25 protein-coding genes are annotated in these 24,616 nt (G+C 60.3%); 13 read left to right on the top strand and 12 right to left on the bottom strand.

The annotated features are described in order from the left end of the window. Positions 1–162: 162 nt before the first annotated feature. From ACQUSW_RS11240 to ACQUSW_RS11210, 7 genes are read right to left on the bottom strand one after another with little or no spacing between them, the layout of a single operon-like run. Positions 163–738 carry a helix-turn-helix domain-containing protein gene (locus ACQUSW_RS11240; protein WP_428932393.1) on the bottom strand — a complete coding sequence of 192 codons (576 nt, stop codon included), beginning with the start codon at positions 736–738 and terminating at the stop codon, positions 163–165. Next, positions 735–1,907, bottom strand: a complete 1,173-nt coding sequence (locus ACQUSW_RS11235) for a helix-turn-helix domain-containing protein (RefSeq protein WP_428932392.1) — start codon at positions 1,905–1,907, stop codon at positions 735–737. The genes ACQUSW_RS11240 and ACQUSW_RS11235 overlap by 4 nt, the downstream gene beginning before the upstream one ends. Then, complete coding sequence (locus ACQUSW_RS11230; RefSeq protein WP_428932391.1) at positions 1,907–2,212, bottom strand: hypothetical protein; 306 nt, start codon at positions 2,210–2,212, stop codon at positions 1,907–1,909. The genes ACQUSW_RS11235 and ACQUSW_RS11230 overlap by 1 nt, the downstream gene beginning before the upstream one ends. Further along, positions 2,213–2,488 (bottom strand): hypothetical protein, encoded by a 276-nt coding sequence (locus ACQUSW_RS11225; protein WP_428932390.1) that lies wholly within the window; start codon positions 2,486–2,488, stop codon positions 2,213–2,215. It abuts the gene before it with no gap. After that, positions 2,485–2,787 carry a hypothetical protein gene (locus ACQUSW_RS11220; protein ID WP_428932389.1) on the bottom strand — a complete coding sequence of 101 codons (303 nt, stop codon included), beginning with the start codon at positions 2,785–2,787 and terminating at the stop codon, positions 2,485–2,487. Before ACQUSW_RS11220 ends, ACQUSW_RS11225 begins: the two co-directional genes overlap by 4 nt. Next, positions 2,784–3,176: a hypothetical protein gene (locus ACQUSW_RS11215; RefSeq protein ID WP_428932388.1), complete on the bottom strand. Its 393-nt coding sequence runs from the start codon at positions 3,174–3,176 to the stop codon at positions 2,784–2,786. Before ACQUSW_RS11215 ends, ACQUSW_RS11220 begins: the two co-directional genes overlap by 4 nt. Then, positions 3,173–3,505 carry a hypothetical protein gene (locus ACQUSW_RS11210; protein WP_428932387.1) on the bottom strand — a complete coding sequence of 111 codons (333 nt, stop codon included), beginning with the start codon at positions 3,503–3,505 and terminating at the stop codon, positions 3,173–3,175. The genes ACQUSW_RS11215 and ACQUSW_RS11210 overlap by 4 nt, the downstream gene beginning before the upstream one ends. Before the next feature lie 295 nt (positions 3,506–3,800). Here ACQUSW_RS11210 and ACQUSW_RS11205 point away from each other — a divergent pair, with 295 nt between their 5' ends. The 3 genes from ACQUSW_RS11205 (at position 3,801) to ACQUSW_RS11195 (ending at position 6,308) form a co-directional block, all read left to right on the top strand. Then, the gene (locus ACQUSW_RS11205; protein ID WP_428932386.1) at positions 3,801–4,334 is read left to right on the top strand and encodes a hypothetical protein; all 534 of its coding nucleotides are present in this window, start codon (positions 3,801–3,803) and stop codon (positions 4,332–4,334) included. Beyond that, complete coding sequence (locus ACQUSW_RS11200) at positions 4,327–5,463, top strand: tyrosine-type recombinase/integrase (RefSeq protein ID WP_428932385.1); 1,137 nt, start codon at positions 4,327–4,329, stop codon at positions 5,461–5,463. The genes ACQUSW_RS11205 and ACQUSW_RS11200 overlap by 8 nt, the downstream gene beginning before the upstream one ends. Positions 5,464–5,900: 437 nt before the next feature. Beyond that, positions 5,901–6,308, top strand: coding sequence for a DUF4260 family protein (locus ACQUSW_RS11195; RefSeq protein ID WP_428932384.1), 408 nt, complete (start codon positions 5,901–5,903; stop codon positions 6,306–6,308). 102 nt (positions 6,309–6,410) lie between these two features. On the opposite strand, the gene ACQUSW_RS11190 is transcribed toward ACQUSW_RS11195, so the two are convergent. After that, on the bottom strand, positions 6,411–7,847 hold the full coding sequence (locus ACQUSW_RS11190) for a mannitol dehydrogenase family protein (protein WP_428932383.1): 1,437 nt from the start codon (positions 7,845–7,847) through the stop codon (positions 6,411–6,413). Between the two features lie 7 nt (positions 7,848–7,854). Next, positions 7,855–10,449, bottom strand: coding sequence for a family 78 glycoside hydrolase catalytic domain (locus ACQUSW_RS11185; RefSeq protein ID WP_428932382.1), 2,595 nt, complete (start codon positions 10,447–10,449; stop codon positions 7,855–7,857). 104 nt (positions 10,450–10,553) lie between these two features. Between ACQUSW_RS11185 and ACQUSW_RS11180 the strand changes: the two genes are divergently transcribed. The 9 genes from ACQUSW_RS11180 (at position 10,554) to ACQUSW_RS11140 (ending at position 20,215) form a co-directional block, all read left to right on the top strand. Continuing rightward, positions 10,554–11,405 (top strand): NAD-dependent epimerase/dehydratase family protein, encoded by an 852-nt coding sequence (locus ACQUSW_RS11180; RefSeq protein ID WP_428932381.1) that lies wholly within the window; start codon positions 10,554–10,556, stop codon positions 11,403–11,405. A gap of 135 nt (positions 11,406–11,540) precedes the next feature. After that, on the top strand, positions 11,541–12,848 hold the full coding sequence (locus ACQUSW_RS11175) for an ABC transporter substrate-binding protein (protein ID WP_428932380.1): 1,308 nt from the start codon (positions 11,541–11,543) through the stop codon (positions 12,846–12,848). Between the two features lie 59 nt (positions 12,849–12,907). Then, positions 12,908–13,789 (top strand): carbohydrate ABC transporter permease, encoded by an 882-nt coding sequence (locus ACQUSW_RS11170; RefSeq protein ID WP_428932379.1) that lies wholly within the window; start codon positions 12,908–12,910, stop codon positions 13,787–13,789. Positions 13,790–13,799: 10 nt separating this feature from the next. Continuing rightward, the gene (locus tag ACQUSW_RS11165; protein WP_428932378.1) at positions 13,800–14,708 is read left to right on the top strand and encodes a carbohydrate ABC transporter permease; all 909 of its coding nucleotides are present in this window, start codon (positions 13,800–13,802) and stop codon (positions 14,706–14,708) included. 245 nt (positions 14,709–14,953) lie between these two features. Further along, complete coding sequence (locus ACQUSW_RS11160) at positions 14,954–15,511, top strand: TRAP transporter small permease (RefSeq protein WP_428932377.1); 558 nt, start codon at positions 14,954–14,956, stop codon at positions 15,509–15,511. A 2-nt stretch (positions 15,512–15,513) separates the two neighbouring features. After that, positions 15,514–16,836, top strand: a complete 1,323-nt coding sequence (locus ACQUSW_RS11155) for a TRAP transporter large permease (protein WP_428932376.1) — start codon at positions 15,514–15,516, stop codon at positions 16,834–16,836. Between the two features lie 23 nt (positions 16,837–16,859). Continuing rightward, positions 16,860–17,873 carry a TRAP transporter substrate-binding protein gene (locus ACQUSW_RS11150; RefSeq protein ID WP_428932375.1) on the top strand — a complete coding sequence of 338 codons (1,014 nt, stop codon included), beginning with the start codon at positions 16,860–16,862 and terminating at the stop codon, positions 17,871–17,873. A gap of 102 nt (positions 17,874–17,975) precedes the next feature. After that, positions 17,976–19,313 (top strand): NAD(P)H-dependent oxidoreductase, encoded by a 1,338-nt coding sequence (locus ACQUSW_RS11145; protein WP_428932374.1) that lies wholly within the window; start codon positions 17,976–17,978, stop codon positions 19,311–19,313. Positions 19,314–19,315: 2 nt separating this feature from the next. After that, positions 19,316–20,215 (top strand): NAD(P)-dependent oxidoreductase, encoded by a 900-nt coding sequence (locus ACQUSW_RS11140; protein ID WP_428932373.1) that lies wholly within the window; start codon positions 19,316–19,318, stop codon positions 20,213–20,215. 67 nt (positions 20,216–20,282) lie between these two features. Here ACQUSW_RS11140 and ACQUSW_RS11135 read toward each other — a convergent pair whose 3' ends face one another. From ACQUSW_RS11135 to ACQUSW_RS11125, 3 genes are read right to left on the bottom strand one after another with little or no spacing between them, the layout of a single operon-like run. Further along, entirely contained in the window at positions 20,283–20,978 is a 696-nt protein-coding gene (locus ACQUSW_RS11135) for a GntR family transcriptional regulator (RefSeq protein WP_428932372.1), read from the bottom strand. 32 nt (positions 20,979–21,010) lie between these two features. Then, the gene (locus ACQUSW_RS11130; protein ID WP_428932371.1) at positions 21,011–21,781 is read right to left on the bottom strand and encodes an SDR family NAD(P)-dependent oxidoreductase; all 771 of its coding nucleotides are present in this window, start codon (positions 21,779–21,781) and stop codon (positions 21,011–21,013) included. Beyond that, positions 21,778–22,665, bottom strand: coding sequence for a sugar phosphate isomerase/epimerase family protein (locus tag ACQUSW_RS11125; RefSeq protein WP_428932370.1), 888 nt, complete (start codon positions 22,663–22,665; stop codon positions 21,778–21,780). Before ACQUSW_RS11125 ends, ACQUSW_RS11130 begins: the two co-directional genes overlap by 4 nt. A 211-nt stretch (positions 22,666–22,876) precedes the next feature. Here ACQUSW_RS11125 and ACQUSW_RS11120 point away from each other — a divergent pair, with 211 nt between their 5' ends. Further along, complete coding sequence (locus tag ACQUSW_RS11120; RefSeq protein ID WP_428932369.1) at positions 22,877–24,586, top strand: dihydroxyacetone kinase family protein; 1,710 nt, start codon at positions 22,877–22,879, stop codon at positions 24,584–24,586. Positions 24,587–24,616 lie beyond the last annotated feature (30 nt).

Below are 24,616 nucleotides of genomic sequence, written 5' to 3'. Positions count from 1 at the left end.
TCGCGTCACCTGGAAGGACCGGAATCACAGTGCATGTTCCCGCCTGGGGAATCATGCCGTGGAGCTTCGACGTATGTTCGATTGTTTGTACGGTAATTGTATCGACTTTAAGCGGATAGCGTCGAACAAATCGCCGATATTGGCTTAGTGGTTCGTGGGAGTTTATAGGTCTTCTCGGCCATAGTCGTCGTCACCCTCGCCGAGAGGACCGTACAACGCCTCATAGCGGGCTAGACGCGCGACATCGCCGAGGGACATCGCAAACTCCTTGAGCGCCCCAACAACCTCAGCGTTCGCGTCATGCTCCTTCACAGGGGCTGCCCGCGTAATATCCGCGAACTGCCGCGCCTGGTTAGCCTGCGCCCGTGTGCGCTGCTCAACTCCACGCAAATCGGTCGGTGCTGGCAACTCACGCATGATGCGCCGAGAGTCTTGCAAATCCGAAAGCATCCCCGCCGCAATCTCTGCCCGTGTCGCCGCATTATCAATCTCCCGCGCCCGTGTCGCCTCGGCCGTCTTCGAACGGTCAAACGCGATGCCGGCACGTTTGGCGTACTTCGTCACAGTCGACGCTGAAACACCGACCTCGCGTGCGATGGCATTGCGCGCCATACCCTGCTCAGCGAGCTCAACGATCCGCGTACGCGTTTCTGGGTCGACTGGTCGACGTTTGCGGCCCGTGGGGCTGCTTTTGCCTCGCGCGCGTGAGGTGCGACCGGTCGCTTCGGGTGTGGTCATGGTGTTGCTTTCGGTTGGTTGGTTGGGGTGCGGTTGCATTTGTCGCAGGTGCCGTTGGTGATTGGGTAGCCGGGGTGTTGTGGGCAGTGGTCTGCGTTTAGTTCAGTGATTGGTGGTGGCTGGGGGCGTGCCGTGGTCGGCCTCGCCGTGGGTGTGTGGGGGACCGCCTGAATCATCGCGTGCCATTCGTCATCGGTGGGGATGTAGCCAGGTGGGAAACCCCCTTGACTGTTTGCGCCGAGTTCGGCCATGTGCTCAATAGCCATGAGGTTGTTCTGCGGCCGCTCTTCCGTGCGTGACAGTGCGGAAACGCGGGCGCCTGCTGCCATGGTCTGCATCGCCCGTTCAGTGGGAGACAAGCGACCTGAGGTCCGTTCTTCTGCCTTGTAGCGTTGCACAAGCGCAAGCATGCGGTCTTGCCGTCCCTGGGCGGGTGATAGGGATGCCTGGGGGAGTTCGTCATCCCAGCGTTCACCGTTTAGCCAGCTAGCGAGTGCGGGGACGTAACGGGTTTCGGTGGCTAGTGAGTGGGCTTCCCCGAAACGGGTGATGTCTGAGACAAGCTGATCGATGTCGCGTTTCTTGACGGCTTTGGCGAACGCTTCTCGGGATCGTTTCTTTTCTGTTCGTTTGGGCCATTTTGCCCATGCGCTTTCGAATGCGGCATCGAGGTCTTGTTTGTCTCGTTGCGCATGCTCATCATCATCATCATCATTGTTCGCGTGCGCACTATGTGAGTGATCATTTATTGATTCTTGATTGATCACTTCTTTAGAAGTTGCCTGGAACGTGGTTCTCCTAAGGTGTGCATCAGTTTCCCCTGAGAATGGAACGACGTTCACCTGATCTAGGTTCACCTGAACTTCTTTCACCTGAACCTCGTTCCACTGAGGTCCGGTCCAAGATGTGTTGATCGTGATCAAATCGGTGTCACGGTAGCCGTTCTTTCGACGGCGTTTTGAGCGTTTGATAACGCCCATCGATTCAAGGGCGCCGAGTGCGTTCGTGATAGATCGCGGATCGACCCCGACCATGCTTGCGAGCGTCTTCCTGCCAACCCACGTTTCGTGCGTCTTGTCGTCGGCTCTGTGGCAGAGTGCAACAAGTACTGCCTTCTGTGTTTGTTGCAGTTTGAGGTTGTATGCCCACTCGGCGTCCTTGAATCCCATTACTGGTCGTCGACCTCCTCCGACGTGTATGTGTCGACGTTCACGCGGATCACGTCAGGGCCGCGGTAGCCGTCAGGTCTGCGGCGAATAGTCCGGCTTATAACCCCCACTTTTTCAAGCGTCTCTAGCGCGTTGAGTACTTGCTGGCGTGACATCCGGGTTGATTTCCCGATGGTCTGCACGCTAACGACCGCCTCGTGTGTGGCATCGTCAGTGTGGTGGCAGACCGCAACAAGTACTGCCTTCTCGATCCAAGACAGATCATTGCTGAGCCCGTATGCCCAGGCTGTGTCTTTGAATGCCATTTACACTGCACCTCGTTTCGTGTCGTCCGAGCCGTATGAGTGCTGCCGCAGGAGCTCGAGGATGCGTTCTGCGTATGCGATCGCTTGGGGTGCGGTGAGGACGTGGACGGCCTCAGAGGCGTCCTCACTGAGGATGACTATGATTTCCTGTTGTCCTTCGTCCGCGAGCGGCATGATCATGTTCTCGGCATTCATTAGGTCTAGTTCCTGGCGCGTGAGCATGTTGTTGCCGGCCGACGTGGGTTCGTAACGCTTTCGCTGTTCTGTGGTGCTCATGCTGTTACTTCCTTTTGGAGTGATTTTTCGATCTGGATGAGACTGATGCGTTCCTCGATGGCATTCATGTTTTCCCGCAGATTGGTGCGCAATTCAGCCAATAGCTCGTACTTCTTACGCAGTTCCGCAGTTTGGTCACAGGCGTCACACCAGGCCGCACCCGGCACGTCGGCTCGGCCGCTTGAGCCAACGGTCAATGTTGGTGTAAACCGGTGGCCACAGAGCGCCTCAACCTCGGTGCCCTCGATAAGCGCGAGCTGCAGCTGAGAGTCTGGTGGGATCAGATGGTTCAGGGTCATTTCGTCACCTCCGCAACCGTCAGCGACAGCGCTTGGATGAGGTGAGAGATGTCGCTAACCGGAAGCTCAAACTCTTCCCGGCTGCTCCCTTCCGCGTATCGCTGCTCCCATTTGATTAACGCCGTGATATCCGACGTTTGGACCGTGCGATCGGTCGAGATCGTGTGATCCTGGAAGATCTGGATCGAATAGCCAGAAGTGGTGAGTTCGGTCCAGTCGGTTACGACCGACAGTTCCTCGTTGTGCTGTCTCTTCACGGCCCACGATGGGACGGGAGGGACTGTTACGGGTATTGTGGACATAGGTCGATCTCCTTCGTAGGTGTTTTGATCTTTGCCTCCGCGCTGGTTGCCGCCAGCAGCGGAGGTTTTTTTGGGAGTGGGTGTCATCGGTCGCCTCGGTTCGGGTTTAGGGTCCAGACGGTTGCTGGGTTGCCTAGCGCGGATGTGCCTGGTTGCCCGGAATCGATGAGGATGCCGCGTCTTGTGAGGTTGGCGCGTGCCGTTCGAATGCGTTGCGGTGTCACCTTTGGTACGCCTGGATAGTTTTCTGCGCGAGCGGAATAGACCGCGCTGATCGTGTCGTCGGTCGCGTAGAAGATGCGTTTCAAGATGTCGAGGATGACGACCTCGACTTTTGATCGTGTCTCGTCGTCGGCGAGCGTGTCGGCCTCGAACGAGTGACCTGCGGTTGCCATTGGTTGGCTGCGGGTGCTCATTATGCGACCTCCGCGGTGCTTGTACGCTCCGAGCTTTCAAGCCACGCGATTACATCGCTCTCGCGATAGATGACTGTGCGCGGGGTCGGCTTCAAGAAGACCGGACCGTCACCTTTGAAGCGCAGCTGGGCGAGGTTCCCTTTTGTCATCCCCGGGACAAGCTCACAAACCTGTTCGGGTGTGAGATATCTCTTCATCTCAATCCTTTCTATCCACTTGCGTCAGGACACCATAATTGTGCCACGTCACAGCAGCATAATGCAACTGTGACGGATCACAGTAATAGACTTGAGTCATGGACTGGCGATGGCTTAGCGTCAAATTAAGAGGCGAGCGGGTAAAAACGGCACCCGATTTCGTCGTGTATGACCATCTCCTGGTCGTGGGCTACGACGATCGTGAGAACAAGTTTCAGCTAGAGCTTCGTTTCAGCGAGAGCGAAGGTCGATACTACGTGCGGCAGATATCGCTACGCGCTGCAAGCGAAAAAGATGAAATCACGGGCGCCCGACTGCGAGAACTTCCCTTGCTCAAGTTGTCACGTAATGCGCTCGCTGAGGGCTACCTAGTTGAGCTTCAATCTGGCGGAATATTCGACCCCCAGACAGTGTCGGACGCTGCGGATTCAATCGTTGCCGGCGGACCCTCAAGTGATGAGGCCATGCTTGCCACAGCTCGGATCTATCGGTATTCGCAGATACTTCAGAGACGCCCGGCCAAGGCGGTCCAGAACGCTCTAGGTTTGACGGCGCCCACAGCAACACTCTGGATTCGCAGAGCCCGAAGCCTGGGACTTCTTGGGGATTATGGGGAATCCACTGATGGGTAGCGTTTACGCGTACGTGACGAAATCCGGCAAAAAACGGTACCGGATCATATACCGACGCCCCGACAACAAACAGACTCAAGAACGAGGCTTTACCCGTCGACGTGACGCAGAGTTACGCCTCGCAGACGTTGAGACACGCAAAGCCAAAGGCGACTACGTCAACCCGACAGACGCGAAAGCCACAATCTCATCGCTCGGCACAACATGGCTCGAAGGCCGCAAGACGGTCATGAAACCATCGAGTCACCGGTCCATCGACTCCGCATGGCGCGTACACGTACAACCCAAGTGGGGTGCGCGCACAGTCGGAAGCATCCGGCATAGCGAGGCTCAAGAATGGGTTTCCAGCATGGCCGAAAAGGCAAGCGCTACAACAGTTTTACGTGCTTACGGTGTGCTTGCTGCAATCCTCGATGTGGCTGTGCGAGATCGGCGCGTAGCCCGTAATGTCGCTCGTGACGTGATACTTCCCCGTAAGTCCGGGAAAGAAAAGGTCTACCTCGCACACAAGATGGTTTCTCGGCTTGCAGACGAATCACGACACCGCGACCTTGTCCTATTCCTCGCATACACAGGCCTGCGGTGGGGTGAAGCGACAGGGCTTCGTGTGAAGCATGTTGACGTGCAACGACGGCGAGTGAATGTTCAAGAGAATGCTGTCCTCGTGGGTACCGTGATCGAGGTCGGATCACCCAAGACACATGAAACGAGATCCGTCCCGTACCCAGCGTTTCTTGCGTCGGCCGTCGAGGCGGCAATGAAAGGCAAGCGCGCAAACGACCTGCTGTGGGGCGACGGTCAGCACCATATGCGGTTACCCAATAGTCGCGACGGATGGTTCGCAGCTGCGGTGCGACGGTTGCAGGAAGCAGATACACAGGCATCTATTGAAGCTGTAGCTCGAGGTGAAGAACAGGGCGATATTTTTCCGCGCGTCACGCCACACGATCTACGTCACACCGCGGCATCTCTTGCGATTAGTTCGGGTGCGAATGTGAAGGCTGTGCAACGGATGCTGGGCCATGCTTCAGCGGCGATGACTCTCGATGTTTATGGTGACTTGTTCGATGATGACCTCAACAACGTGGCAGACGCACTTGACAGGGCATGGCATGCGTCGCGTGCGTAGAAGAGTGGCAACATATTGGCAACACTTCTCGTAATTTGCGCCACGCTGGCACGCTCCTAGTGATCCGATATCCGCGTAGTGATGCGGAAATTGGTGAAGGTCACATCATCCTGCGGCAAGAATTTGGGTTCAAATCCCACCGTCACCGCCACAGTAAAACCCCCGCGATCCCTTGCAAACACTGGGAACGCGGGGGTTTTGTGTTGCGTGCGTTAGCTGACCTGCTCGCGCAGCCCGTCATTTGTCTGACAGATTTCAAAAAAGGCCCCAAAATAGGGCGAAAGTGTCGGACAAACGCGATTCTGTCAGACTAATGGGGCGGAATTACGGGCCTAGGCAGACCACACTGGCAGAAGACCGAACTGGTCGCCCCACCGGCCCCGAATTCGGGGAATGTGTCACGCTGGAGGTTCCGCAGCGATCGAGAGGTTGCCCCCGTGACGACTGAACTTCCCCCGGTTCACGACCGAAAGCCGACAGCCGTTGTGCTGCAGCGAATAGAGAACGGTGTGATCGCGATAGCCATTTTGGCGGCCGTTATTGTGGCGGGTTTGCCGTGGTGGGTGCTTTTTGCTGCTTTTCTGCTCTTTGATTTGTCGGCGCTCGGCTATGTGCGCAATGCTCGTGTGGGCGCGTTCTGGTACAACATTGTGCACAATTACGCGGCGCCGGCAGCCATCATGGGTGCATACGTTATTGCGCTCGCGGCAGGAATAGATGTGCGCTGGATAGCGCTGTTGGCCGCGTGTTGGGGCTTTCATGTGGCGGTTGATCGCGCTCTCGGTTATGGCCTGAAAGCGGCAAGTTTTAGCGAGACCCACCTGGGCAGGATCGGGCGTCAATAACTACTGCATGCATCCGGATGCTGGTGCCCAGGCTGTGCCGCCCGCGAACTGTTAGGCGGTGCAGAATCATCCCACGTTACGAGCAGGCGCACTCGAAATTAACTACGTTCCCACGAGCTGTTGCAGTGCGCCGCGTGCTCCTGCTTGACGAATTGTTTGCAGCACGGCGGTGAATGTGTCGGCAAAATCTGGTTGGGCCCCGAGGTCGCCAAAGATGTCGTGTTGGCGCACAAATGCTCGTGGGTCGTTGCGCGATTCGCTCGCGGCAGCTTGCAGATCAGCAGCCCGTGAGTCGGTTATCGTGATGGCCTCGCCCATGTCGGTGACGCCTTCGCAGTAGTGTGCCCAGCTGGCAACAACTGCCGCGGCGAATGTGACGGGCAGCCCGGCATCGAGACAGTCGCGAATAACGGGGAGTAAGAAGGTGGGTATGCGGTCGGAGGCATCTGTGCAGAGCCGTGTGAGGGTGTCGGCTACTGCGGGGTTCGCGAAGCGCTCCAGCAGTGTTGCCATGTATTCGTTGAGATCAACGCCCGCAACCGGCTCGAGCGTGGGCATTGCTTCATCATGCATGTAGCGCTGCAGTAGCGAGCGAATAAGAGGGTCGGATGCTGCTTCATGCGCATATTCGTATCCCATGAGGGTGCCAAAATAGGCCATCGCCTGGTGTGAGGCGTTGAGTAGACGCAGCTTCATCAGCTCGTAGGGTTCAACGTCGGCAACAACCTGCACGTCGGCATCTTCATAGGGTGGACGCCCGGCAGGGAAGGTGTCTTCGAGTACCCACTGGGCGAAGGGTTCGGCGGTCACCGGCCAAGCATCCGGAATCTGCCAGCGGTTGTGCACCAGATCGCGGTCGGCCTGGGTTGTGGCGGGGGTGATGCGATCGACCATCGAGTTCGGAAAAGCTACATTCGTGCTCATCCACGATGCCAGTTCACTGTCGCGGGCCGCCGCGAACGCAAGAAAACTGCGCCGTGCCACGGTGCCATTTCCCTGCATGTTGTCGCACGACATTACCGTGAATGGGGCGTGACCTGCCGCTCGCCGCCGCTGGAGTGCCTCGGTAACAAAACCAAACACGGTGGTCGGTGAATGCGGGTGGGCGAGGTCGTGCTGCACGCCCGCATTATCGAGGTTAAATTCACCCGTGGTGTGGTCGATGTTGTACCCACCCTCGGTGATGGTGAGCGACACGATACGGGTGTGCGGGTGAGTGAGGCGCTGCAGTACGGCATCCGGATCATCGGGCGCAAACAGATAGTCGACGATAGACCCGAGTACTCGCGGTTCGAGGCGGCCATCCGGATGCTTGAGCACGAGCGTGTACAAACCGTCTTGCGTGGTCATCACATCACGCATATGCGCATCGGTCGGCATAAGGCCAACGCCACAGATCGCCCAATCGTGGGCGAGTCCGGCGTTCATGAGCCGGTCGAGATACCACGCCTGGTGCGCGCGATGAAAATTGCCGACACCACAGTGAACGATACCGATCGTGAGTTGCGAGCGGTCGTACTGTGGTGTCGGCACAAACATCGGATGCCTAGCTGTTGTAGGGGCTGCTGACGGTGTGAGCTCCACTGGTCAGCTCGTGTGCTGTCCCGTCGGGCAGTACGAGCTCGGCGGTAGTGCCGGTGGGCACCTCGACCGTCACGGTAAAGGTGGCGTCGATAATAGTCCATTCGATCGCCGCGCGCCCGTAGGGGGTTTCGTGCGCGGCCGATGCTGAGGTGAGCCCACCTCCGGGCTGTGGTGCAAACCGGATGCGGCGGTACCCGGGTGCTGCCGGAGCAAGGCCGGCAACGGTGCGGTGCAGCCAGTCGGCAACAGCACCCAGCGCGTAGTGGTTGAACGAGGTCATGCCGCCGGGGTTGACGGTGCCATCGGGGCGCATGCTGTCCCAGCGTTCCCAGATGGTTGTGCCACCGTTGAGCACGGCATACAGCCAGCCGGGGGCCTCACGGTTGAGCAGCAGTTTGTATGCCGCGTCGGTGTGGCCGGTGGTGGTGAGGGCATCAGAGACCAGGGGAGTGCCCACAAAACCGGTCGAGATTTTGCCGTCGGCCGCGTCGACGAGCTCGGCCAGACGTGCACCCACGGCCTCACGCAGTTCATGCGGAATAAGGTCGAACGACAGCGCCAGCGCATAGGCGGTCTGGGCATCGCTGGTCATGGTGCCGTCGTCGTGCACATAGGCGCGGGTAAACGCCTCACGCACGCGGGCGGCAAGAGCTGAGTAGTTGTCGGCGTCGCCGCTGCGACCGAGCACGCGGGCAAAGTCGGCCAGTGCCTGCGTCGAGCGGGCAAAGTAGCCGGATGCCACCAGGTAGCGATCGGTCTTGGCATCGGCCGGGTCGTGCGGTGGGGCATCCGGGTCAAGCCAGTCGCCCAGTTGATAGCCGGTGTTCCACAGCAGGTCGTCTCCGGCAATGTCGGCCACAAGATCCACCCATTTTTTGGCGCTCTCGTACTGCTCGTTGAGCACACCTTCGTCGCCGTAGCGCTCGTACACGGCCCAGGGAGTGAGGGTTGCGGCGTCGCCCCAGGCAGCGCCCGGTCGAATGGGCGTCCACATGGTGTCGGCCGGGATAACCGGCACATACCAGGGCACCGTGCCATCCGGAAGCTGTTCAACGGCGAGGTCTTTCAACCATGTCGACAAGAACCCTGACACGTCGTACAAGAACGTGGCGGTGGGCGCAAAAACCTGGATGTCACCGGTCCAGCCGAGACGTTCGTCACGTTGCGGACAGTCGGTGGGAATATCGACGAAGTTGCCGCGCATGCTCCACACGACGTTTTCGTGCAGACGGTTGACGAGCGGGTCGGAGGATTCAAACCAGCCGGTGCGCTCCATATCGGAGTGGTAAACGCGGGCAACGAGAGCGCCGGCTGCCACATCGGCGTCGAGGTCGCCGTGCCAGCCGTCAACCTCGACGTAGCGGAAGCCGTGGAAGGTGAAGCGTGGCTCCCACTCTTCTTCGCCGTCGCCAGCAAAAATGTAGGTGTCGGTTGATTTCGCGTCGCGCAGTGGGCGCTGGTACAGCTCGCCCTCTTGCATGACCTCGGCGGTGCGCAACACGACGGTTGTGCCCTCGGGTGCTGTGGCGCGCAGGCGCACGCGGCCCACAAGGTTCTGCCCAAAGTCGAGAACGCGGGCGCCGCTGGGGGTGGTGATAACTTCGACAGGGGCTACTTCTTGTGTGCAGCGCACGGGTGGACCCTCGGGCGCGACGAGTGTGGCCGGGTCGCGGTGTGCGGCAACAACGCGGTACCACTGTGAGTCGTCGAAGCCTGGCTCTGACCAGCCGCGCAGTTCGCGCATAACGCGGGCGTCGTAGTGTTCGCCGTCGTACAGACTCGAAGAAATAATGGGGCTGTCGGCTGCGCGCCACGAGGTGTCGGTGACGACGCGTTCGACAGTGCCGTCGTCGTAGTGCAGTTCGAGCTGTGCCAGCAGCGACTGGTCGGTGCCGTACAGGTTGCGGTGGCCGCCCCGCCAGCCGAGGCGGCCGCGATACCAGCCGTCGCCCAGCCATGCGCCGATGGCGTTGTCACCATTGCGCAGCGCTTCGGTGATGTCGTGCGTGTAGTAGCGCAGGCGTTCGTGGTAGGTGGTCCAGCCGGGTGCGAGTGCGTGGTCGTCGATGCGGGCACCGTTGATTTCGACCTCGTAAATACCGTGCGCGGTAACGTATAGGCGCGCTCGGGTGAGCCCGGGCCGCACAGTAAAATCACGGCGGACGATGGCGGGCCGACGCGTGTCGGTGAGCGGGTTAGCGTTGGCGTTCGAGCCGACTGCGAGGGCATGCCAGTCACCTGCTTCGAGCAGCCCTGCTTCAACTGCGGCCGGTGTGCTCCACCCCGAGACAGCGCCGTCGTGGCCGGTGACGCGCACCGATACTTCGGCGCGTTCGCGCGATGCCAGTGGTTCGTCGGGCCAGTCAACAAGAACCGACTCGTTGCTGGCGATGGGGCCAAAGACTCGTTCTGTTCCTGCGCGCTGGATGCGTACCTCGTAGGCTGTTTGCTGCCAGGCGGGTGCGGCGGTGGTTTTCCACGACAGTCGCGGCCGCGGGGTGCCGATGCCCAGGGGGCGGGGGTTGTGCTCAAAGGTAACGGGGGCGACGGTGCTCATTGTTCTCCATCGGTGGCTGGTAGTGTCCATCATCGACCATTGATTGACACGTTTCAACTCGGTGCGGAAAAATGGATGGCAGTTCACAACAGAAGCGAGGAACCATGAAAATCGCTGTCACCGGTAGCTCCGGAAAACTCGGCAGTGCCACCGTGCAGCACCTGCGCGACGAGGGTCACGAGGTTATTGGTTTTGACTTGCACGGAACCGCGGGCCCCGGCTTCACGCGGGTTGACCTGGCCGATTATGGGCAGGTGCTCGACGCCATACTCGGGGTTACTGCTCGCCACGATGGCCTTGATGCACTGGTGCACCTGGCTGCTTTGCCGGTGAATGGTTTGGTCCCGGATGCCGCGACGTTTACCGCCAATGTGTCTTCAACGTTTCACGTCTTGCACGCCGCCTACCGCGCGGGTATTTCGCAGATTGTGATGGCGTCGAGTATTACCCTCATGGGCTTTCCTCACTTTGCCGATATTCCAGCGCTGCCGGTGGATGAAAACTATACGCAGGCCAACAACACGTATGCGCTTGGCAAGGTAGCAGAAGAGGCAATCACGGCGCAGCTGGTGCGGTGGATTCCCGACGCCAGCATTGCCGCCCTGCGCCTGACGAACATTGTTGCGCCGGGCGAATATGGCTCTTTTGTCCGCGCCGATGACCCCGAGTATCGCCGTGATCTGCTGCACTCCTATGTTGATGTGCGTGACGCGGCCCATGCGGTGTCGCTGGCGCTTGCCGCACGCATTCCGGGGTACGAGGTGTACAACATTGCGGCCTCCGACGTGGGGTCGAGTATTCCGAGCCGGAAGCTGGCCGAACACAGTTACCCGGGCGCTGCTGTGCGTGCCGATCTGGGGGAGTGGGAAACGCTCATGTCGATTGATAAGGCACGCCGGATGCTGGGCTTTGAGCCGCGTCATCTGTGGCGCAGCGAGTACTCGGCGACGCCGTAACGCTGAAGCGCGCGCGTAGATAACACTGAGGTGCGCGTTTATAACAGTTTGAGCGGTGTTTTTGACATGTTCGATTTGCGAAACATAGTATGCAGGTTGAAACGTCTCAATTTGGATCACTCTTCAAGGAGGAATGTGTCCTCGCTCACACCACGGCGACTGGCTAAGCCCGCCCTCGCCGCCTTCACACTTATTGCTTCTGGCGCCCTCGTGCTGACCGGCTGCTCGGGCGGTGGTGGTGGTGCTACCTCGTCACCCGACACGCTCGAATATGTCAAGAACGCAGAAAACACCACCACCGAGCCCGTGCTGAAGGCACTGGCATCCGGCTCGTGCAGCGCCGAAAACGACGCACTGCCACTCGAGGTCAGCTCGATTCCGCAGGCCGATATTGACTCACAGATGCAGCTCATGGCCAGCCAGGGTGGCCTACCGCCCATGTTTGCCGCCGGCGACAACCCCGCCGAGGGCAAGAAGCTGTGGGAGGCCGGAGTTATTCTCGACCTCGACGAAGCGCTCACCGACCTGGGTAAGCGTGACTCCGTCGCCGAGGGTGCAGTCTCGACCATCGAAAAGCTCTACGGTGGTGCTTTCAACTTCCTGCCCTTCCAGTACAACATCGAAGGTATTTGGTACAACAAATCGATGTTTGCCGAGAACGGATGGGAGATCCCCGAAACCTGGGATGAGCTTGACGCTCTTGCGGGCGACATTAAAGATGCCGGATTCACGCCATTTTCGGCATCCGGTGAGCAGGGATGGCCGCTGACCCGACTCGTTAGCGGATACCTGTTCCGTGACCTGGGTGGCGACGCCCTGCAGAAGGTAGCCGACGGCGAAGCCAAGCTCACCGACCCCGAATATGTTGCCGCGGCCGAGAAGATCGCAGAATTTGGTGCCAAGGGATACTTTGGTGCCAACGTGACCTCGCTCGACATGGACAGCTCCTACAACGAGTTCTTTACCGGCAAGGCCGCCATGATCTACATGGGTAGCTGGATTCTGGGGAACATCAACAACCCCGAAGCTAACCAGATCGGTGCCGACAACGTAGGGCTCATGAAGCTGCCCGCCGTTGAAGGCGGCGCGGGTTCGATCGACGCCTACCCGGCCAACGTGGGTGTTCCTTCGACCTTCGGTTCGAAGACTTACTCTGACGAGGTTGCTGACTGGCTCGGCTGCATCGCCGACAACTACGGTAACGAGGCACTCGAGCAGGGCCAGATCACCGGCTTTGTTACCGATGCCGAGGTCGACCTGCCGGAGATCACGCAGGTTGTTGCCGACGAAGTTGCCGCCAGCACCGACAGCGTGCTGTGGTTTGAGGCGCTGTTTAACGCCAAGGCCAGCCAGGTTTCGTCGAACAACGCAGCACTGCTTGTTACGGGCCAGATCTCTGCTGAAGAGTTCATGACCCTCGTGCAAGACGCACTCGACAACTAACACACCACACTGTGGGGCGTGGCACAGGCTGCGCCCCACAGTTGCTTGAAAGGCCGCCCATGAAGTCTGTGCTCGCGGATCGCAAGACCATCGTCCTGCTACTTACGCCCGCGCTGCTGGTGTATACCCTCATCATCGTCGTGCCGGTGATCTGGTCGTTTGGTTTAACGTTCTTCAGCGGCAACGCGCTGCAGGGCTTTAGCTTTGTGGGGTTCGAAAACTTTACGCGCCTGCTCGGCGACAAATATGTGCACGAGTCGTTCTGGTTTACCGTGCGCTATGCCCTCGTCGTTACGGTCTTTCAGGTGTTGCTGGGTTATGGCCTGGCGCTGCTGTACCACTTTATTTTGCGCAAGAGTTCGGTGATTGTGCGCACGCTGGTGTTCTTTCCGGTCGTGCTGCCCACCGTGGCTGTGTCGCTGCTGTACCAGAAGCTGTTTCAGTCGGCGCCCGGAGACGGTCTGGTCAACGAACTACTCATCAACGTGGGTCTCGACTCCGTCGACTGGCTCGGCTCGGGCACAACCGCCTTCATTGTGATCGTCATTATGGACGTGTGGCGCTCGGTGGGTTTCTATGGCGTGCTCGTTTTTTCGGGCCTGATGGATATCCCCGACGAAATCATTGAGTCGGCTCGTATTGATGGTGCGCAGCGCTGGTCGCTGCTGCGCCACATTGTTGTGCCCATGTCGCTACCGATCCTGTTTGCCTCGTTCATTTTCAGTATCAACGGCACCATCAAGGTTTTCGACTCAGTATTCGCGTTGACCGATGGCGGCCCAGGTAGTTCAACAACGCCGCTGACGCTATACATGTACCGCACCGCGTTCCAATACTCCGACTACGGCTATGGTTCGGCCGTTGCCCTGCTGCTGACAATTATGTGTTTGGTTGTCACGCTGCTCATCTTCCGATCATCGCGCCGCGACAACACTGTGTGAGGTGCTTGAAATGACCATGTCTGAAACAGTTGCTGTCTCTTCTGTCCGTGCGATGCCGCCGCGGCGTGAGCACGAGAGAGCGAATGCGGTTATGCGTCACGTTCGCAAGCTGCCCACCTATCTGGTGATTGCGCTGCTCATTCTTGTGACCGCCTACCCGCTGTGGTGGATGTTCTTGAACTCGCTGAAATCGAACAGCGACTTCTTAAATAACCCCTCGTATGCACTACCTGAGGTGTGGCGCTGGGATAACTATGCGCTCGCGTGGGAGACGGGAAATCTGGCGACGACCATGACCAACTCGGTGCTGGTCACTTTCCCGTCGCTCATTCTGATTGTGCTTATTGGCTCGGCTGCGGGATACGTGCTCGAGGTCATGGTGTTTAAGGGGCGTGCGGCGCTTCTGCTGGGCTTTCTGGCCGGAATTATGATTCCTGGCCAGATGATTCTTCTGCCGCTGTTCACCGCGTTCTTTCAGATCGGGCTGACGGGTTCGCTCGCGCCACTCATCATTATTTATACGGCCACGGGGCTGCCGCTGACGGTCTTTATGATGGCCACATATTTTCGGGCGGTGCCGCGCGAAGTGTTTGAGGCGGCCACGCTCGATGGTGCCTCGATGGTGCGCGCCTTTTTCTCGATCGGCCTTCCGATGATGCGCAATGCCGCCTTTACAGTGGCGATTGTGCAGTTCTTTCTCATCTGGAACGACCTGCTCATGGCGCTCGTGTTTGCGGGGCAGCGCAAGCTCAACACAATTCAGATTGGTCTGTTGAACTTTTCTGGCGAGTACGGTTCGGTCAACTATGGCCCGCTGTTCGCGGCAATCTGCACGACCGTGGGCGGCATTTTGATTCTGTATCTGTTCTTGAACCAGCAGATCATCAAGGGCATGGCTGCGGGGGCAGTCAAGGGCTAACCGGATGCTGCGCAACAACCCTCGGGCTAGCTATGACGCCCGAGGGTTGTTCGGCGTGCGTCGGGCATGGTGGGTGGGTTGGCACTGGGTTGCGGGTGCGCGCACCACAGTTTGGTAACGGCGGGGTAAAAACTGCTTGACACCGTCGCGCTTCCGTTCTACTGTCAACAGTCAAACAGTTACCCATATTCTTCTACCGCGGGACGGACAAACTCCTCGCCCGCACGTCGCAAAGGAGCGAGCAGATGCAACACAGCCTCCTCGACCGCATCATGAACGGCCTCGACAAAGCCGTGCAATGGTTGTGCGTCGTGTTTATGGCGCTGGTCGTCTTTGCCGTGTCGTGGCAGGTGCTAGCCCGCTATGTCACACGCGCATCGTCATCGTGGACGGTCGACCTTGCAGCCCTCGCCTTCGTCTGGCTGTCGATGTTTGCCATTGCCCTGGGTGTGCGTCAGGGGCGACACATGGTGCTCGACATCTGGGAGTTCTTTGCTCACCGTCGGTGGTTGACCGTGCTCATCACCACCGTGGCAAGCCTGCTGGTGCTCCTGACGATCGCCGCTCTCGTCTGGTACGGCTTCCAGGCGTTGCCCAGCGCGATGCGCCGCACCATGCCCGGCCTGGGCGTGCCCTTCGGGCTTGTCTCGCTGGCGGTGCCTGTGGGCAGCATTCTGTGCGCCATTTTCGCCGTCGAGGCATGGGTGCGCACCGTCATGAATAAAGACCTCGAGGCCGATCCACTGCCCTCGCACATCATCTTCCAGCCCGCTGGTGAAACCGTTGTCAAGGGAGAAATCTGATCATGGGCCCGATGCTTCTGGGTAACTTCCTGGGCTCGATGCTGCTCCGCGTGCCCATCGGCTGGGCGCTGGCGCTGGCGTCGTTTGTCACTTTGATGATCGTCTCTGACACACCGCTGTCGATCGGTGCACAGCGTATCGTCGCTGGAATCACACCGTTCGCTCTGCTGGCGATTCCGCTGTTCATTCTTGCCGGTGGCCTCATGAACGCCGGTGGCATCACCAAGCGCTTGCTCACGCTCGCCGACTCGATCGTGGGCGGCTGGCGCGGCGGGCTGGCGCAGACCAACGTGCTGTCGTCGCTGTTCTTCGGGGGAATCTCGGGCTCGGCTGTCGCCGATATCTCTAGCCTCGGCCGCATTCTTATTCAGGCCATGAAGGAGCGCAACTACAGCGCCGCCTATAGCGCCGCGGTCACCGCTGCGGCTCCCATTGTTGCGCCCATCATGCCGCCCAGCATCACCATGATCGTGTATGGCGTGGTCACCGGCACGTCGATCGGCCAGCTGTTCTTCGCTGGAATTTTGCCAGCCGTGCTGTATGTTGCGATGCTCATGGTCACCGTGCACCTCACCGTCCGCCGCCGCGGGTTTACCAAAGAGGTTATTGATCAGACAAAAGATTTCAGTCAGATCGGTAAAACCCCCAAGGCTGAACGCCCTCAGTTCTGGCCGTCACTGTGGCCCGCACTGCCGGCGCTGCTGCTTCCGTTGGTGATTCTGGCAGGCATCCGGTTTGGTTGGTTTACTGCTACCGAAGCCGCGGCTGTCGCCGTGATCTATGCACTATTGGTCGGTTTTCTTATCTACCGAGAACTGACGTGGAAAAAGCTCGTGCATGCTTTTGCCGAATCGGGCGTCATGGTGGGTCTCATCATGCTGGTCTTGGCGGCCGCGCAACTGTATTCGTGGGCGCTCACCTCGGGCCGCGTGCCGCAGATGATCGCCGAAGCCATGTTCGCGGTCACCGAGAACCCCGTCATCCTGTTGCTCATGGTCAACGTGCTGCTGATTGTGGCGGGCATGTTTATCGAGGCAAATGCGGCGCTGATCATCATCACGCCCATTCTTTTCCCCGTGCTGACATCGGCGGGAGTCGACCCCGTGCACCTGGGCATCGTGATCGTTGTCAACCTCGGTATTGGTCTTATTACTCCGCCCGTGGGTATTGCTCTCATGCTGTCGAGCGAACTGGCCAAGGTGTCGTTTATTAGCGCGATCCGTGAGGCTGGTCCGTTCATTCTGACCGGCTTCCTCTACCTGGCACTCATCACCTATGTGCCACAAATCTCTCTCTTCGTACCCTCGCTCCTCGGAGCCTCCTAACCCCACCACCGAAAGGATCCACCATGCGTAAGACCCGAATTCTTGCGTCTATTGCTGGCATCGCCGCCGCAGGACTCATGATTGCCGGATGCTCCGGCACCGACAACGGCTCGAGCGGCTCGGCCGACTCCGGCGACAGCATCAAACTTGTGCTTGGCCACGCAGGCTCGACCACCGACCCGCGCCAGTGGGCGTCAGAAGAGCTCGCGAAGCGTGTCTCGGAGGCCACGGATGGTCGTGTGACGATTGAAGTGCACTCCGACTCGACCCTCGGCTCGTGGGAAGAAATGATCGACGGCCTGCAGCTGGGTAGCACCGACATCGTGATCGAGTCGATCCTGTCGCTTGAGGCATACACCGACCTTGCCGCCGTCGAAACGGCGCCGTTCCTCTACGAAAGCACTGAACAGTTCTTTGGCGTGTGGGATGGCGAACTTGGCCAGGAAATTAAAGACACGATTTCGGATGCATCCGGCTACTCGATGCTCGGAAACATGTTCCGTGGTTCGCGTGAGTTGACCACCAAAACCCCCGTCACCCAGTTGTCTGACCTCAAGGGCATGACCATTCGCACCCCGAGTGCGCAGACCATGCTCGACACGTGGAACGCGCTGGGTGCGCGTGCCGAAGCGCTGCCGTTCAACGAGGTGTACTCGGCGATCGAATCGGGTGTTCTTGATGGTCAGGAGAACCCGCTTGACGCGATCTACTTCAACTCGGTACACGAGGTCGCCCCGCACATTGGCCTGACCAAGCACATGTTTGCCAACTACCACTTCCTCATGTGGAACGACCGCCTGGCCGAACTGCCCGACGACGTTCGTGAAGCGATCGAGACGGCAGCGGCCGACATCGGCAAGGAATACAGCCAGAACACACTCGACAACGAAGAGCAGTACACCGAAGACCTCAAGGCCGAGGGTGCACAGTTCCACGAAATCACCGACCGTCAGGCATGGATCGACGCAACCGAGTCGGTTAACGCAACCCTGCCCGATCAGGTACAGGCCTGGATCGAACAGATCCGCGCCATGTAATTCTCACCGCCGGGTCCTTGCGCAGGGCCCGGCGGTTTCCCCCACCCCAACCACACGGTTGTGTTTGCGCGCATCCACCACGAAGAAGAAAGAAGCTGGAAAGTGAATCTGCACGAACTGCTCCGTGACCGCGAGACCGAAGGGAACCCGATCCGCGTCGGGCTCATCGGATCGGGCCGCTTCGGAACGATGTACCTCTCGCAGGCCCGGAACATTCCCGGCGTGCGTGTTGTAGGCGTTGCCGACATCAACGTTGCCCGAGCGAAGGAGTCTTTCGAGCGGGTTGGTTGGCCAGCAGAAGACCTCGTCGACTCGGTAGCCGACCTGGCCCCCGGAAAAACCGCTGTCGTCGCCGACGCTATGGAACTCATTGCCGCCGACGTTGATGTCATTGTTGAAGCCACCGGTAACCCGGTTGTCGGCATTAAGCATGCCCTCGCCACCATCGAAGCGGGCAAGCACATCATGATGGTGACCGTCGAATCTGACGCGCTTGCAGGCCCCGCCCTCGCCAAGCGCGCCAAAGATGCGGGTGTTGTTTATGCCCTCGCCTACGGCGACCAGCCCGCCCTCATCGTTGAGCTTGTCGACTGGGCGCGCACAAGCGGATTCGACGTGGTGTGTGCCGGTAAGGGCGCAAAATACTTGCCCGGCTACCACCAGATGAACCCCGACAACGTGTGGGAGCACTGGGAGTTCTCCGAAGAGCTCAAGGCCTCGGGTCAGCTGAACCCCAATATGCACACTTCGTTCCGTGACGGCACGAAGGCCGCCATTGAAATGGCTGCCGTTGCTAACGCTGCAGGCCTGCGCCCCGGCGAAAACGGGCTCACCTTCACCCCCGGCGATCTCGAAGAGATTGCCACGGTCTGCCGCCCGCAGTCGGTCGGTGGTGCCCTTGAACTCGAGGGCACGGTCGACGTCATGTCGAGCTACACGCGTGACGGCGAGTGGATTCCGCACAACACCCAGGAGGGCGTGTTTGTGGTGGTCAAGGCCACCAACGACTACGTGTCGGAGTGCTTCCAGGAGTACCCGTGGCACCCTGACCCCACCGGCCAGTACGCGGCGCTCTACCGCCCCTACCACTATGTGGGCCTCGAGCTGAACATGTCGATCGCTAACGCTGCCCTGCGCGGTGTGGCAACGGGCGCCCCCGCGGGCTTCTACGCCGATGTTGTGGCCACAGCCAAAAAAGACCTCGCCGCCGGAGAACTGCTCGACGGTGAAGGCGGTTTTGCTGTGTACGGCAAGCTCGTACCCGCGCAAACCTCGGTTGAGCAGGGCTACCTGCCTGTAGCGCTGGCCCACCACGTGCCGCTCAAAAATCCTGTTGCGCAGGGCGAATCGGTCAAGTGGAGCGACGTCGAAATCGACGACAGTCTGGCCCAGGCGCTCGAATTGCGCCGCGAGACCGAAGCTCTCGTCGCTAAGGTGTGAGCATGACCAACCCCGCGGTGAAGCAGCGTTCTGTCAGCCTGATCGGACTCGGAGCAATGGGCCTGCCCATGGCGAGAAACCTCGCCTCGGCAGGGCCGCTCACCGTCTGGAACCGCACTCCTCGCCCCGCCGAACAACTCGGCGGGGCGCAGGTGGCAGGCACCATCGCGGAGGCAGCAGCCGATGTTGTCATTACGGTGCTGCCCGACCTGCCCGACGTGCACGAGCTGCTGTATGGTTCGGATGCTGCAGGCCACAGTGGTCTGCTGGCAGCCCTGCGTGGCCGCCCCACCCGCCCAATCGTTGTCGTGTGCGGCACTGTATCGCCCGTGGCACTGCGAGCGCTGGCAGAAGACGTCGAACGCGAAGGAATCACCCTCGTCGACGCGCCGCTGTCAGGAGGCGTCATGGGGGCCGCTGAAGGCCGACTGAGCGTCATGGTGGGTGGCTCTGCCGACGACTTCGCTGTCGTACGCGATGCCATGAACGCCTGCGCGAGCAACATCGTGCACATGGGCCCTACCGGTGCCGGTGCTACAGCAAAACTATGCAATCAGGTGGTGGTCGCCGAGACCGTCGCTGCGCTATCAGAAGCCTTCGCCCTGGCACGCTCAGCAGGTATTGATCCAGCCACCCTCGCCGATGCGCTTTCGGGTGGGCTGGCCGCCAGCGAAGTGCTGCGGCAAAAACGCCACCACTGGATCGAAGAATCATTCGAACCCGGCGGCACCGTCGCCTATCAGGTCAAAGACCTGCGCTACGCAGAAGAAGTGGCTGAGGCCGCGGGGCTCACTCTCGATGGCCTGCGCACAGCAAAACAGACGTTCGAACGCTCCGTCGAGGTCGGCGACGGCCAACTCGACCACACGGGCGTTTACCGCGTGATCGCCGGTCTGAACTAAAAACGTTGACCAACACAACAGCGCCGCGGCCGGAGCATCCGGAACCGCGGCGCTGACTGTAGGAGCTTTAGACGCTCTCTGCTGCCCGGGCAGGCATATTGGTGACGATGCGGCTCTGGGCTTCGGCGTTGTGCTGCTCGAGCACGGCCAGCGCCGCCTCAACATCGCGCGAAGCGATTGCGTCGAGAATCGGTGCGTGGCGGTCGGCCGACATGTTTTCTCGCGCCGTCGTGCGACCCGCTGCCGTAATGGTGGCGCGCGCCAGGCCGCTGACGCGTCGCCACGAGTCGACCAGCGTCTGGTTGCGGCTGGCGCGACAGATTGCCTCGTGAAATGCGAGGTCGGCATCAACCTGGCCCTCGAGCGGGCCCTCTTCGCTTTGGCGCAGCAGGTCGAGGGCGGAGCGCAGCGCAGTTATAACGTGCTCGAAGTCGTCGCGCTCATTGAGAAGGCGTATCGCAAGCGATTCGAGAGAAAAGCGCACGGCAAAAATGTCGGCCACCTCTGCCGGTGATACAACTCGCACCGAGAGGCGGCCACGCGAGTCTTTCGACAGCAGGCCGTCTTCTTGCAGGTGGCGTAGAGCTTCGCGCAGCGTGCCGCGCGAGACTCCCAGCTGTGCGCTGAGCTCGGTTTCGGCGAGGTGAGTACCCGGCGGCAGGGCGCCTGAGGTGACCGCCGAGCGTAGTCGCTCAAGGATCAATTCACGACGCGTTGTGCGCGTGATGGATCCGAGAACGTGAAACTGATCATCTACCGACATGGCTTTACGCTACCGTTCTGCACCGACTTTGGTCAGTGCATGTGACTTCCACCGTTGATATCAATATTGGCACCCTGCAGGTACGAAGCATCATCCGACGACAGGAATGCGATAACTCCCGAGATCTCGTCCGTCGTGGCAACCCGCCCCAGAGGAATGTCCGCGGCGATACGCGCTTCAATTTCGGGGTTGGTGTTGCCGACACGAATATTGGTGTCGACGGCACCGGGCGTGATGGAGTTGATCGTCACGCCACTGCTGGCGATCTCGCGGGCAAGAGCCTTGGTAAACCCGAGAATGGCTGCTTTGGCCGCCGAGTACGGCACTTTGCCAAACACACCGCCGCCGCGCTGGGCGGAGACCGACGACATCGTAATCACGCGGCCCCACCCTGCTTCGAGCATGGCGGGCAGGAACGCTTTTGTGACCAGGTAGGTGCCGGTGGCGTTCACGGCCATGACCTTGTTCCACAGTGCCAGATCGGTTTCTAAGAAGGGCACCGGTGAGGTAATCCCCGCAATATTAACGACAGCACCAATCGTGGGCAGGTGGCCGGCATCGACCTCGGCTGCTACGGCCGCGTGTGCCTGGGTGACGGCCTGCTCATCGGCCACATCGCACGCCGCACCAAAAGCGGGCACACCGTGTTCGCTGCCGATACGCTGAGCAACCTCGGCGGTCCGGGCGCCATCGAGGTCGAGAATAACAACGCCCCATCCGTCGCGGGCATAGCGTTCGGCAACGGCCATACCAATGCCGCGCTCAGAGGTTGCGCCGGTGATCACCGCGGTGCGCTGGGTCATGAGTTTTCTCCTTCACGAGAGTGTTCTGTGGTGAGCAGGGCGGCCATCGTGGCGGCGACCTGTTCGATAATGTGAGATTTTTCGGCCTGGGCCTGGGGAGTAAGACTGTCGGTCGCGCTATCGCTGTAGGCTGCCGACGGCATTTCAAGAGCCCAGGCCCCGGTAAAGCCGATCGCCTGCAGGTCGCGCACGGCCTGCGCAAAGTCGACACTGCCCGTGCCAAAAGGTGCATTGAAATTGCCGAGGGTGGCGTCGCGTACATGCACATGAGCGATCGCGCGCCCCCAGTCCGCCACAATCTCGGTAATGCTGTCGCCGGATGCTTCACCATGCGCGAGATCGAGAATGGGGCGCACGTTCGTGTCTGCCAACCGCGCGTGCAGTGCGTTGGCGCGCTCGCGGTTGTAACAAAAACGCAGGTAGTGCAGCGACTCGACCCAAATGGCAACGCCGTAGTCGCTCGCCAGCTGGGCGGCATGGCGCAGTTCGGCGGCGATGCGGTCGAGGTCGGCCTCTTCGGTGTCGATGGGATCGTGGCCGAGTGCTCCGCAGGGGAGTACGAGGGCGGGCGCACCGATGCGTGCTGTGAGTTCGAGCAGAGCGCGCAGCTGGCGGTCGCGGGTCGCGCGGTCGACTTCGAGTGCGTTGAAGTCGCCGATGTCGCCGTTAACACTGCGCACGCTCAGGCCGCTGGCGGCGATGTCGGCGGCCACGTTATCGATGGCGGTGCTGTCAAGAAGGGCCGGAACGTGGTCGCAGACACCGGGGAGAGCCCCGAGGTCGATCTGGCTGAAGCCTATGCGAGCGATTTCGCCCAGGGCCTCGCGCAGTGGGAGGTGCTGAAACGAGATGGTTGAGCATCCGAGCGCGGACGGCAGTGTCATGGTGTTTCTCCTGAAGCGCTGAGGGCGCGGGCAAGCAAGTCTTGCTCAGTGTAAGACGTTCAACTGTTAACAATCAAGAGGTCGTGCAGAAATGAGAAAAGAAGCCGTGCGAGATGTTACGTCTTGACAGTGATAAACACCACGGGCTACGTTACGAATCACGAACTTGTCACATGGCGTGACCCCGTGAATGAGGATCGAGGACGACCAGATGAGCTATCTGCACAACGACCCCACGCGTTTCCGCGATGAAATGATCGACGGCTTCGTGTCGGTACACGGGTCGCTCGTGCGCCGTGTCGACGGCGGTGTTGCTCGACGCCACCGCACGCCCGAAGGCCAGGTGGCCGTTGTTATCGGCGGCGGTTCGGGCCACTACCCGGCATTCGCGGGCATTGTCGGGCCCGGCCTTGCTCACGCAGCAGCCATGGGCAATGTGTTTGCCTCACCCTCTGCGCAGCAGGTTCTTCACGCCGCCGAGTCGGTGGCTACGAGCGCCGGTGTTCTGCTCACCTACGGCAACTACGCCGGTGATGTGCTCAACTTCGATCAGGCCGAAGCGCTCCTGCAAGAAAAAGGCATTCCGTGCCGCAGTGTTCCCATTACCGACGACATTTCGAGCGCACCCGCCCACGAAGCCCACAAGCGGCGCGGGGTAGCGGGCGACCTTGTTGTTTTTAAAGTTGCCGCATGGGCTGCCGAGCAGGGGCGCGACCTCGACGCCGTTGCTGAACTGACGCAGCTGGCCAATCAGCGCACCCGCACGCTAGGAGTCGCCTTCTCGGGCTGTACATTGCCAGGAGCCGAAGAACCCCTGTTTACGATTCCCGAAGGCCACATGGGTATTGGCATGGGCATTCATGGCGAACCGGGTCTCGAAGACCGTGCGATTGTTCCCGCCGACGACATAGCGGCGCTGCTCACCGAGCGAGTCTTGGCAGAGGCCCCGGATGCCGCGGGCAACCGTATTGCCGTGATTGTTAACGGCCTCGGCTCGATCAAGGGCGAAGAACTCTTCGTGCTGTATTCATCGGTCAAGCGCCGTCTTGATGACGCCGGTCTTGAGGTTGTTGACCCCGAAGTGGGCGAGTTCGTCACGAGTTTTGAAATGGCCGGCGTCTCGCTCACCATCTGCTGGCTGAACGACGAGCTCGAAGAAGCGTGGAAAGCGCCCGTGTACACGCCCGCGTACCGCAAGGGCAGCACAAACGTGCAAGGTGAGGCGCTCGCCGACGAGTCGGCTCGCAGCGCCGCCGACGCGGCCGATGATGCAGCATCCGGAGCATCACAGCAGTTGGCAGCACCTATCGCACGCGCCGTTGCCGCGGCCGCAAGCGTCATTGACGCCAATGTTGACGCGCTGGGTGAACTTGACGCGATCGCCGGAGATGGCGACCACGGCATTGGTATGCAGCGCGGTATCACCGCGGCATCCGAAGCAGCAGAACAGGCAAGCGCCGCAGGAGCAGGAGCGGGCAGCACGCTCATCGCGGCTGGAGACGCCTGGGCCGACCGCGCCGGTGGCACCTCGGGTGCGCTGTGGGGGCTCGCACTGCGCACAGCCGGCGAGTCGATCGGTAACACCGACGTGCCCGACGGTGCAGGCGTTGCCCGCGCTGTTCGTGCTGCCATCGACGCTATTGCGAAGGCCGGTGGCGCAACAATCGGCGACAAGACCATGATGGACGCCGCGCTACCCTTCGCCGACGCACTCGACAATGCAGCGGCATCCGAAACCATCAGCTCGGCCTGGACAAAAGCCGCAGCCATCGCCCGCCAATCGGCCGAAGCCACTGCCGACCTGTTGCCCAAGCTTGGCCGTGCCCGCCCCCACCAAGAAAAGAGCGTGGGCCACCCCGATCCCGGAGCCATCTCGTTCGCGATGATCGTCGAGACCATCGCCGACGCCATCCACCCGTAGCACTCTGCCCCGCAGAGCAAAGAAAGGAGA

Source organism: Microbacterium luticellae (genome assembly GCF_050408645.1).
GTDB lineage: Bacteria > Actinomycetota > Actinomycetes > Actinomycetales > Microbacteriaceae > Microbacterium.
The sequence above is the reverse complement of the archived record's forward strand: the minus strand, read 5'-3'. Positions and strand labels throughout refer to the sequence as shown.